Source organism: Clostridium sp. AF34-13 (assembly GCF_003477845.1).
GTDB classification, from domain to species: domain Bacteria; phylum Bacillota; class Clostridia; order Lachnospirales; family Lachnospiraceae; genus Butyribacter; species Butyribacter intestini.
Genome location: NZ_QUEB01000017.1, coordinates 63,437 through 75,438 on the forward strand (window position 1 = coordinate 63,437; position 12,002 = coordinate 75,438).

General features: G+C 34.3%; 7 protein-coding genes. All 7 read left to right on the top strand.

Annotation, left to right across the window (positions count from 1 at the left end):
• The first annotated feature begins 159 nt into the window (after nt 1-159).
• The 7 genes from DWZ63_RS13370 (at nt 160) to DWZ63_RS13405 (ending at nt 11,990) form a co-directional block, all read left to right on the top strand.
• Entirely contained in the window at nt 160-2,655 is a 2,496-nt protein-coding gene (locus DWZ63_RS13370) for a S8 family serine peptidase (protein ID WP_118500122.1), read from the top strand.
• 422 nt (nt 2,656-3,077) lie between these two features.
• Nucleotides 3,078-4,526: a hypothetical protein gene (locus DWZ63_RS13375; protein WP_022013583.1), complete on the top strand. Its 1,449-nt coding sequence runs from the start codon at nt 3,078-3,080 to the stop codon at nt 4,524-4,526.
• A 681-nt stretch (nt 4,527-5,207) separates the two neighbouring features.
• The gene (locus DWZ63_RS13380) at nt 5,208-6,314 is read left to right on the top strand and encodes a hypothetical protein (protein ID WP_118500123.1); all 1,107 of its coding nucleotides are present in this window, start codon (nt 5,208-5,210) and stop codon (nt 6,312-6,314) included.
• Nucleotides 6,315-7,216: 902 nt separating this feature from the next.
• The gene (locus DWZ63_RS13390; RefSeq protein ID WP_118500124.1) at nt 7,217-7,411 is read left to right on the top strand and encodes a DUF1778 domain-containing protein; all 195 of its coding nucleotides are present in this window, start codon (nt 7,217-7,219) and stop codon (nt 7,409-7,411) included.
• A complete protein-coding gene (locus DWZ63_RS13395) occupies nt 7,396-10,152 on the top strand; it encodes an N-6 DNA methylase (protein WP_118500125.1) in 2,757 nt (918 codons plus the stop codon). The genes DWZ63_RS13390 and DWZ63_RS13395 overlap by 16 nt, the downstream gene beginning before the upstream one ends.
• Before the next feature lie 10 nt (nt 10,153-10,162).
• The gene (locus DWZ63_RS13400; protein WP_118500126.1) at nt 10,163-11,539 is read left to right on the top strand and encodes a restriction endonuclease subunit S; all 1,377 of its coding nucleotides are present in this window, start codon (nt 10,163-10,165) and stop codon (nt 11,537-11,539) included.
• 265 nt (nt 11,540-11,804) lie between these two features.
• Nucleotides 11,805-11,990: a hypothetical protein gene (locus tag DWZ63_RS13405; protein ID WP_118500127.1), complete on the top strand. Its 186-nt coding sequence runs from the start codon at nt 11,805-11,807 to the stop codon at nt 11,988-11,990.
• Nucleotides 11,991-12,002 lie beyond the last annotated feature (12 nt).

Sequence of the window (12,002 nt, forward strand, 5' to 3'; positions counted from 1 at the left end):
GAAATGAAAGGCTGAACTGTTAATCTCATATTGTATTAAAAACTTGTCAGTTCACAATAATGACAAAAACCGGGATTATAATGGATTATGTACTCTCGAAATTTTTCGTTCAGAAGATTTCGAGAGCACATATGGATTTCATAAAGGAGGAATCATTATATGAGGAAAAAGTCCGTTAAAAAAATATCTGCGATTGCTGGTGTTATCATCACCTTATCGTTAGGATTGCAGGAGGTATGCGGTGGAAATATATCGAATACAGATCCGGATGTAGGTTCGGAGAAAAGTTTTGCTACAGGTAGTGTCAGTGCAGGCAGCAGTAAAGCAGTGGACGGCAGTGACACGGTACAGAAAAGTACATATTCGGGTAGTGGAAACATTACACAGACAGTGTCTTATAAAAGTAAAAAGTCTGACGGTGATAATAAGACATCAGACAAGGCGGTTATCGTTGATGATGAAAATGCATATAAAGAGAATGACAACCGCATTATGATAGAATACGGAGAGGGAACAAAGGAACCTAAAGAAATAAAAAAATATGCATATAAAGAAAAGGATGTAACTGAACTTATAAAGGTCTATAAGATAAAGTCAGAAAAATATATAAAAAAAGTAATAGATATTGCAAAAAGATGTGGCTCTGATATTCAGGCGGCACAGCCGGACTATAAGGTAAGAATTGCATCAAATTCAGAGACATCGTCAAATAAAGTTTCTGTAAAATCAAGCGGGAGCACAAAGGATTATTATGCTGACGGCTCGCAGTGGGCATTGAAAAATAACGGAACATTTACAAGTCCGAGCAGCGAATATAAAGATTCAAATATTACTGCCGTAGAGGGCGTGGACTTAAGTGCCCAAGAAGCATGGACAGCAATAAATAATGCATCTGAAACGATTTCTAAGAATGATGATTCGGTTGTAGTTGCTGTCGTAGATACGGGAATAGATTATACAAATGACGAGATAAAAAATGTTATATGGAAAAATTCAGATGAAACTGAAAATGGTAGTGACAGTGACGAAAACGGATATACGGATGATACGATAGGCTGGAATTTTACTAATAGCGGAAATAATCCATATGATGATAACGGTCACGGTACTGCGATTGCAGGAGTTCTGGCGGCGGCTGATGATAATACGGGAGTTGTCGGGATTGCTTCTGATATAGACATAAAGCTTATGCCTGTAAAAGCTCTTGATTCGGAGGGAGAGTCAACAATGTCTACACTTATACAGGGTATAGTGTATGCTGACAATAATGGTGCGGATATATGTAATTGCAGTTGGGGCGGTGAGTCGGGAATGGCAGACATATTCAACAATATGATAATGGAAAATGTTATTGTACAAAGCGATATGCTTTTTGTTGTTGCCGCAGGAAATGAATCAAAAAATATAGACCGTCTGACTTATACACCGGCATCATTCAGTGAAGATAATCTTATTACTGTCGGAAGTATAGAGTGGGATGGAAGCCTTAGCTGGTTCAGTAATTATGGAACAAAAAAAGTTGAAATGTGTGCTCCGGGTGCCGCAATATATACAACCGCCGTTGGCGGAGGCTATACCTGTGAATGGGGAACTTCATTTTCAGCACCGTATGTGGCAGGTGTGGCAGCACTTGCAAAAGCGGCGGCGGGAAATATTGACGGAAAAGGTCTTAAAGAACTGCTCTGTAATACGGACAACATGAAGCTTTTGTCAAATTTGAAATACTATGTAACATATGCGGGAATACCGGATGCATCAAAGGTAGTAAATGCGGCTTTGGAATATAGACAGACAGCAGGGGCAACAGCAACTGCAGAACCGACACAGACAGCGGCACCACAGCCTTCAGCTTCAAGCAGCAACGGAGTGATGGCAACGGAAACACCGAAGGTTACGGAAACACCTGTTGAAACAACGAAAGCACCGTCAATAACGGCTGCCCCTGAAATAACAGATGGACAATCAGGGACAACGGCAACAGAAACACCACAGGAAACATCGACACCTGATGTGACGGAAACGCCGATACCTGATGTGATGCAAACGCCGACACCTCAGATAACGGAAACACCGACTATTACCGAAAGTCCGCAGGTAACTGAGACACCGGAACAGCAGTCTGACACGGTCACCAAAACAGGAAATATAAAAATATCTTCCTCAAAAAGCATATATAAAAAATATAAACAAAAACTGAATGTGCAGATAAGCGGAAATGTTTCAGCAGTAAAATATGCAGAGGGGAAAAAAGCGGCATCATTTTTTAAGGATGATGATGGCTCATACATATATGTAAACAGTAAGAAATTTACAATAAATGCATCAAAACCGGGATGGTACACCGTGTATGTAAAATCAACTGCAGGAAATGAATATACCAAAAATATATTTGCAGATGTGAAGATAGTAAAATTGTTAAAGAGCAAGATAAATATAAGTAAAGGAGCAGGTAAAAAGCTGACTGCATATCTGCAGGGATATAAAAAATATGCCGGAAAACTTTCGGGAAAGATTTACTTTAAATCTTCCAATAAAAAAATAATAACTGTGAATAAGACAACAGGAAAGATAAAGGCGAAAGCAAAAGGAAAAGCCGTCATAACGGCATACACCAAAAACGGAAAGAGTGCAAAGTGCACGGTTGTATGCAGGTAGGATAAGATGGTTGTATATCTTTGTATTTAGTAGTGTAAACATATATTGTTTGCTGCTGTAGGCTCATGCAATTTTTGTATAAATATATATTGTTTGCTGCTACAGGCTCATGCAATTTTTATGTAAATATATATTGCGGCAGCTTTTGACTATTATATCATTTTATGTAATATTTCGTGTATTTTAAGTCGCCTAATTACATTGTAATTTATGGATGCCGCAATTAAAATGATGGTATATATGGAACATGGACAGATATACATTTCTATGTACAAAAAATGAGTGCAGAAATGGATATTAATATGCATACTTTGTATGTTATATAAATAATATAGGCTGAAATTGTTGCAGTCGTGCTTAATGTGTAAAAGGTGACAGATATGTTCCGCAAAAATGTCATAAAACAAAATTGGAGGATAAAGATGAGCGAATTAAAGGCAAAAACACTTCATATGGGACCTGCACAGTGTGCTGTTGATCTTGGTGATGGAAGTGAGCGTGGAGAATATGTAAATCAGGATTATATTTTACAGAAACTTGGCAGACCGCATAGAGCGATAAATCTTATGTATTGCTATTATCCGAATGATGAGGGGTGGCCGGGCAGAGCAAGTGTTGTTCATGCTGACCCGTCAGTACAGTTTGCATGGGATTTCCCGTATGATGATTATTTTACATATAAGGGTGGACTTAACGGTACATTAGATGATGAGCCGTTTACCTGCATGAGAGATGTAAGAAGACATGGACAGGATGTACTCCTTACAATGACTATCGACCCTAAGGTATCAGACGAGCATCTTGTGGCAATCGCAAAAGACCTTAGAACATTCGGCAGGGTTCAGCTTCGTATAAATCATGAAGCAACAGGAAACTGGTTCTCATTCAACAAGAGAGCAAGTTATGAGGAAGTTGCAGCATTCTTCAAACACGCAAGTGAGATAATCAGAAAAGAAGCTCCAAATGTTAAGACTATCATCTGTCTTGACGGATGTAAGGAACTTGAAGACGAAAAGATGGAGATGGAAGACATATTTGCAGAAGCTTCAAGGGCAGCAGATATTGTATCCGTAGACAGATACATGGCACTTCATTGGGGCTGGCCATATGATGTTGCAGAAGAAGGCGGTACAACATTTGCACGCCATGCAGTAAGCAAGATATATCAGCTTGCAAAGAACAGCTATGAGAGATACACATATGTAAATAACGGAGTTAAAAAGCCTATGGTATTGTCCGAGTTTAACTCAGACGGTGATGTAACAGGACCGTACGATCAGGCATCAATGCTCAAAGAATTCTGTGAAATGCTTAAAAAAGACGACGAGAAATGGCTTTCAGGCTTCACAATGTATCAGTTCAGGGACAGAGGCCGTCTCGGACTTGAGATAGAAGATCCAAACAACAAAGATGTTGGAATTGAGCAGCCACTCATGGATACATATAGAGAAATCATTCATGACGATTTCTTCAGTCCGTCAATGGAAACAGGTTCAGATGTAGAACTTCCCGCAAAACTCCGCTGGGGTGGTTCGGAAGATGCCGACGGAGTAGCAATCGACCTTCACTTTGACAGCAATCCTGTATTCTGTGAAGCATACTTTGATGATGACAATGTAGACATGAACCTTATGATAGAATTAAACGGACACTGGTTCTATAAAGCACCGGGCGTAAAATGTGTAGACATGATGAGTGCATTCTTCAAAAAGCCGCTTGACGGAGCAAAAGATATGACACTTAAGATATTTGCACCACCGGCATCTGGAGAAAATGACGAGACTCAGGGAGATGACTGGCAGACAAACTATTATACAGAAATTAAGTCACTTCCTCAGATAAGAATAAGATTTGCACCGATTGTTAAGTAAATATAAAGCGTAAAAAACTGGATTTACAAAAAGTAATTGTAAATCAGAATACTAAAAGTAAAAAGACAAGCAGTTGAAAAGCGTGATGGTACAATAAAATGCTAAATATTAAAAAGACTGGCAGTTAAATGAAAAATTGATGTGGTAATCTGACTGGAAATGTGAGTATTTCTCAGTCTGGTATCACATCAATTTTTGTTTATTTGCACGAAATCAATGTTCTGACGGAGAAGATTTATTTATTTCATTTGAGTGCACGCTTAGGTTTTGAGCTCATTTTAAGAGTGAAAGACTTTTCTAACATAAGAATATAATTGATAATATAATGAGCAGACCGTGGTTTAACAATTATATTTTTATATCTGAAATGTTATATCTTAATAAAAATATAAGGAAAAATATATTTTTTATTAAAGAAATTTGTTGTATTATACAAGAGTGCAGATTGTTCATAAAAGTTCAGTTTTTAATTTCCCACATTTAATCGATGCAATGTGGCATTTGTTTATTTCGTAAAATTTGAAATGCCATTTAAGGCTGAACTGTTATGAACATTCATATAATGATAAGCATTTAGAATTTATAAACTTATATTTTTTACGCATAACAGGTGATTGCAAAAATATGATAACAGGTGTTTAAATTATTATGATAATACCTAACTTAGGGAGGAGATTTTTAATGAGAAAACATGGTCGATTGATGAAAAATATAGCAGGGCTTTTATTGTTGCTGGCACTGCTTTCTCTTTTACTTCCATTCTGTAAATTTAATGCAGGGGATGGAAATATGACACTTTCAGGAATAGAGGTCATAAAAACAGGGGGAAAAGCAGGATATACATACTTTAAAGAGGGGAGACTTTCTGAAAATTATGTAATTAAAGCACCATATACATGGGGAGATATAAGGGACAGTGTTTCTTATATAAATCATGCAGGAGGTGCAAATATACTCGTATTTTGTGCCGTGGCAATAGCCGTTCCGTTAGTTTTATGTTTTCTTTCGATGTTCATGCTGTTTATGGCGGAAGGAAAAAAGACAATGTTCATGCCGACCTTGTTCACGCTTGTCGTGGTGGCGGAAATGCTTCTTATCGTGTTTGGCATCACACCGCTTCGACCGTTTTTGAAAATAGGTGTATATCTGTTTACGATATTAAATGTAATCGCACTTCTATTTATAATAGCAGGCTGGATAACAGGCGGTTACAGGCAGCCTGATAAAAGACAGAGCAGGTACGGTTACGGCGGAAAAGGTGATACAAGTAAGGATGGTGATGATGGAAATAATAATCGTTCACATAGAAGAAAACGCAGAAAGACACGCCGTAAAACAAAGAAAAAGAAGAAACCCCAAAAAGATAAAAGTTCAGATGGTGATAACAAAAAAGAAAATAACGAAGACAGTGAAAATAAAGAGAATAAAGTATCAGGCGAGCCTGTTACGGGTGTGATAAGCAATGGAAGTGGTATTTATCATGGTCTTTCATGGAATTTAAAAGACGGAAAAGATGCATCAGTAACCATAGGAACTACATTTGATGCAGTGGAAGCATTAGAATCCGGAAGTCTTAGAGGAATTGACAGCATAGCAGAAAATAATTGCAGGATAGTATTTGATGCAGCAGCAAAGCAATACAATATTGAAAGTCATTCCAAACAGGCAGTGCTGATATTGCAAGACGGAAAAGTTGTTAAATGGCTGAAAAACGGGGACAGCTATGCTGTGACGAGCAAGGCGGTGCTTCAGGTAGATGGCAGGAGAGATGCTGTGAAACTGGGGTGAGAGAAGATGCTGTTATAAATATAATGATGCGTTTGGAAAAAGGAAGTCGGTATATAGTTGGAGACTGACTGAATCTAATCCATACCCAAAGGGTAAACGCAAGGACATTTCCCTTAGAGAGAAAGAAGTTGAGAAAGCATTGAGAGATGCAGTTACAACGAATGGTGGGAATATGACGGTATTAGAATTGGTGCAAAAGTATATAAGTCAATAAAGAGGTGTAAAGCATAATACGAAGGCGAATTATAATTTTGTTATCAATGTGATAAAAAGTCGTGGGCTAAAAGGTTTGAAATTAGCCCAGAATTTAGCCCAAATGAAGGAAAAGTTATGCAAAGTTATTAAAAATTATGCTGAAAATGTGAACAAAAACACTATCACAGAAATATTGCAAAATTGTTGTAAGTGCCGAAAATACAGTAAAATCAAGCGTTTAGAGAGGATTTAGATATATGATAAAAATACTTTTCATCTGCCACGGCAGGACTATGGGTACAGTTATAAGTGGCGATGAAGTGCGATAAAGCGAGGCAAAGCGTGGTGGAGTGATAGGTTTGGGACTACGGTTTTTATACGGATGAGATTGGAAGATAACGGTTATATAAGCTGTTAAGATGAGGGGACAAAAATAACAGAATAGAAGTAATAATTAAGGATAAGTATCTGCTTACGATGAGAGAAGCCGATGCTTATTTTTGTTTAAGGATAAAATATATGTATAGAATAGCAGAGGCTAAGTAAGGCGGATTTATTTTTATAGGAGAATAAATATGAGCTTATTAGCAGAAAACTCGAGAAGTATACGGATGGAATGTTCAGTGAAATGTTATCGTGTATGTGGAACGTTGTATTGTAAATGTTCCACGTTGATGCTATAATTAATAAAATGAGAGGAGAAATATATGAATAAAACATATTCAATGAGCATTAGAGTGAGTCAAGAAGAATTGGAAAGATTAAAACTGGCTGCAAAAATAGAAGAATACTCTTCTTATAGTGAATTTGTAAGACGGACAGTATTGAAAGAAGCAGAAAAAATATTAAGCAATAAATATTATAATGAACATGGGAAAGAGAAAAAATGGAAGATAGATTAAAAAGAAAAATATTAAAATATATCGAAATGAACGATCCTAGTCATGAGATAGTGACAGTAGATGAAGTGAATAAAAAAATAATTTATTCTGATAAAATAGTTTGTCATAATCCAATTAAATTTGAAAATGAAGGCTATGTAAGAGCATATCTGGTTGTTAAGTTAATTACTGAAATGAAATATCCAATTGAATGTATAGAGCTAGAGAAACATTATAATATTGGATCAAAACCAAAGGACAAAAATGCTTTCATAGATATTATTGTTAGAGATAAAAAAATACCTGAAAATGTTTTTTTATTTATTGAATGTAAAGCACCAGAAACATATGAAAGTAATAAAGCAAAGATTGAAACTCAACTATTTAATATGGCAGCTATTCAGAATCAAGAAGGGAAAGTGAGCTATTTAGTTTATTATGGTTTAGAAGAAAATAGATTACATGAAAAAATGTATGTAATAGATTATGTGGAAACAACTTCATATAAAAAGTGGAAAGAAACAAATCCTCTAGATGATTCATTTAGAATACCTTTAAATTATGGAATAGTTCAGCATGCATATTATGCCAATGTATCGAATGAGAGCGAAGAATATAAGCCGCTTGATATGGAATTAGAAAAAAATGATTTCGTTAAGTTGCAAAGTAAATTGCATAATGTTTTATGGGGAGGTGGATCTACTAGTTATAACGATATCTTTTTTTATCTAATGCACATTTTTCTTGCAAAAATATATGATGAGCTATGGTGTATAGATGGCGAAAAGTATGCTTTTCAGTTTATGTATGAGTATGATATGAAGAGTAAAAAAACGGTGCTAGAGAATGCTGAAACTACTTTTTTAAGGCTTGAGAAGAAATATAAAGAAGCTCAGGAATCGCTATTAAATATGCCGGTTGAAATAATCGAAAAGTCAAATTTTATTGATTTGGATAAAGTAGAAATGTCTAAAATAATGGGGGTTGTACATATTTTAGAAGGGGTATCTATTACAAAAAATAAAAATCAAAGTGATTTGTTGGGAGACTTTTTCGAAAGTATTATAGAGAATGAATTCAAACAGTCAAAAGGGCAATTTTTTACACATAAAAATATAGTTCGTTTTATCATTGAGGCACTCGGAATTAAAGAGGTTGCTTTGGAGAGAATTACATCACAAAAGAGCCCAGATACTCTATTGCCATATATTATCGATCCTTCGTGCGGATCCGGAACATTTTTGCTTGAAGCTATGAAGGCCATTTCAGAGTATTACCTTGAAAAAAGTAATGAAATAAAAGTGGCAAAACCTATAAAAAGCGTATTGGAGAAACAACTTTTTATAGAAGATGAAGAAGACAAAAATCAAATTAATACATGGGCAAATAGATTTATTTATGGGATAGAAAGCAATGTTGAATTAACCACTGCGACAAAAGTTAATATGATACTTCATGGAGATGGAAACGCAAATATTTTCAACAAGAATGGATTACATAATTTCGATGTTTATCATGATCCTGCTCGAGTTATACAAGGATTTGAAAATAAATTAAATAACAAAAAGAAAGTCAGATTTTGTAATCAAGAATATTATTTAAATGAGGAATTTGATTTTGTTATTACAAATCCTCCTTTTAGTTTAACTTTTGGTGATGGAGAAGATGAAAATGACTACAATAATAGATTTTTATTTAGTGATAAAAAGAATTCAGAAAATTTATTTATAGAACGTTGGTACCAGCTTTTAAAAGAAGAAGGAAGATTGGCAGCAGTTTTGCCTGATAGTGTTTTCGATACAACAGAAAATAAATATATAAGATTATTCATATATAGATTTTTTAATGTAAAAGCTATTGTTTCATTACCCAAAACTGCCTTTGAACCATATACATCTACTAAGACAAGTATTCTTTTTGCACAAAAGAAAAAAGCAGAAGATGTTGCGTTATGGGATATAAAATGGGATGAAGTTTCTAATGATTATCAACACAAGAAAACGAGAGTTGAAAATTTGGTTTTAGTACATGATGGACTAAAGAAAAAGAAAAATTTGCCTTCTATCAAGGATATGTCTGCAAATGAAGAACATACATTAATATGTGAATTTTTAAAGGATTTTCTGGTAGAAAAGGACAAAGAATTGGATGTTGATAGTCTAATAGAAAAATACAGATTAGAGTTGAGAGATTTATGTTCATATGACAAAGATACAGTTGATGTATTTGGATATGTAAATACATGGTGGGTATTTAGTGAAGTTTCAAGATGCTTTGATTATGAAGTGTTTATGGCAGAAGTAGATAACATTGGATATAAACGTACAAAGCGAGGAGAAAAGGAAACGCAAAATGATTTATATTCGTTAGAATATGCACCTAAAATAATTAATTTTGACTGCATTCAGGAGGAATACCAGAACAAGATAACCGAAGTAGAAGTATTAATAAAAAAAGAGCAAGATAAGCTCAGTAAGGAAAAAGATGGTAAAAAAATTAGTAGCATAAATAAGAAAATACGAAATGCTGTTGATAAAGAAATAAAACTTAAAGATGATTTAAAAAGAATAGAGTTGTTTGTAAATAAATATTATGATAAATATTATGAATTAAAAGAAGAGTACGCGGAAAGAACAAATAAAGATCTTATTGATATGTTTAGAATTGGCTTGTTGAAAAATTATAAAAGCGAAAAAATTGCTTTGCGTGAATCTACTTTATTGACTGTTTTGGATTATCTTAGAAAACTTAATTGGAACTGAGGTGGAAAATGTGAGTGTAAGAATGAAGTCTATTCATTTGTTTGAATTTTCGGATGATTACAAAATGGGATTAAAAGACTATTCAAATTTATATAAGAATGGTATTCCGTTAAAGGAGTTTTTGGAAAATAAAAATTATGAAACAGATATTAAGTCAGGAAGAACCCCATCAAAATTTAGAGTTGATTACTGGGAGGGGGACTATGATTTTATAACATTGACGGATGTTGATACTGACTTATATATACTTAATCCTGATACAGAAGAAAAAATAACTGATGTAGCGGTAGAGGAATGTGGCAATATGGTATTAGTACCCAAAGGCTCATTATTAATCTCAAATGCAATGACTGTTGGATTAGCTTTTATTGTTGATAGGGATGTTTATATTAATCAAAATGTATTTTGGGTAAAGTTGGATGAGACAAAAGTAAATAAAAAGTATTTGCTATGGTATTTCAATTGTGTTATCAAGGATTTGTTTGATAACGTTTTTTCATCGAAATACTTGTCTAAAAAAGAATTATCAAGAATATGCATTCCTGAAATAAATATTAAAAAGCAAAATACAATCGTTAATCATGTAGTGACATTTGAAGAAGAAATTGTAAAATTAAAAAAGTCATTAAAAGATGAAACAGCAGTAATTGATGCTGTTTTTGGTGAAAAGTTTGATTTTGATTATGATACTTTTGAAACATTAAAGAAAAAGAATTCGTATAATTTGATGCAAAGTACATTTTCTAATAACCAAGACATGAGATTCAGTGTTAAGTATCATAGACCAGCTGGTCGATTTGTAATGCAACAGTTAAGAAAAATGAGTGATCTATCAATAAAACACTTCTTAAGTGAGCCGATTGAGCTTGGAGCAAGCATATCAACAAAAGATTACAACGATCATGGAGAATATGCATATATATCAATGGCAACAATAAAAAAATGGAGATTCGACTCGGAAACGGCTGCAATAGTAGATGTGTCATATTCGGATAAAAATTGTAATAAAAGTGTAAAGAAGAATGATATTATTATGGCACGTTCAGGAGAAGGAACTATTGGAAAAGTTGCTTTGATTGAAGATGATATCAAAGGTATATTTGCGGACTTTACAATGAGAATACGATTAGAAAATTATAATCCATATTTTGCATATTATTATTTTAGAACATCTTTTTTTCAGTATTTGATAGAAATATATAAAAAAGGATTGGGAAATAATACAAATATTTTTCCAGTTGTTATAAAAGAGTTACCGATACCTAATGTATCCCTTAATGAACAGGAAATCATTGTTTCAAAAATCAAAAAGGATATGGATCAACAACTCATAATTAGGAAACAGATAGAATCAGTTAGAAATAAAATATCAAGGAATATATGTTGATTTAATGGGATAGGGGTAATCTAAATCTCTACATACTTTTTAGTGAAGACCGATGCCCCCTCTCACGCGTATTTTCGCGAAATTGCAAAGGGGGTATTGTTTTTTGTCTGGTATTTGCCGGAGAGACTTGATTTTAAAGGATATGGGGAGATATTTGTGCGCGAATAATTATGGTGTTTTGTGTAAAAGTATTTCAGATTTGACTTGCTTTATTATTCAGTTAGAGTGATATATGTACATACCAAAAAGAAAGGTGGTATGTGCAATGATTACAGAGATTGATTTTAAGGTTAAAGGAGAGGAACGAAAGAAGCTGGCTTATGCTATAGGTGAATTGTTTGGAATGCAGGTGAAGTATACTAGAACACCCAAGTTTGATTATCTGATTGGGAGCTGCATTCTGGATAAGAACGGAGGTAAGCGCAAAATATCCCCACGGATAGCACATTAAAAAATATTATGC

Bases quoted from the DNA above. Each gene is read 5' to 3' on its own strand.
- DWZ63_RS13405 (WP_118500127.1), top strand. From the start codon at position 11,805: ATGATTACAGAGATTGATTTTAAGGTTAAAGGAGAGGAACGAAAGAAG.
- DWZ63_RS13375 (WP_022013583.1), top strand. From the start codon at position 3,078: ATGAGCGAATTAAAGGCAAAAACACTTCATATGGGACCTGCACAGTGT.
- DWZ63_RS13390 (WP_118500124.1), top strand. From the start codon at position 7,217: ATGAATAAAACATATTCAATGAGCATTAGAGTGAGTCAAGAAGAATTG.
- DWZ63_RS13370 (WP_118500122.1), top strand. From the start codon at position 160: ATGAGGAAAAAGTCCGTTAAAAAAATATCTGCGATTGCTGGTGTTATC.
- DWZ63_RS13380 (WP_118500123.1), top strand. From the start codon at position 5,208: ATGAGAAAACATGGTCGATTGATGAAAAATATAGCAGGGCTTTTATTG.
- DWZ63_RS13395 (WP_118500125.1), top strand. From the start codon at position 7,396: ATGGAAGATAGATTAAAAAGAAAAATATTAAAATATATCGAAATGAAC.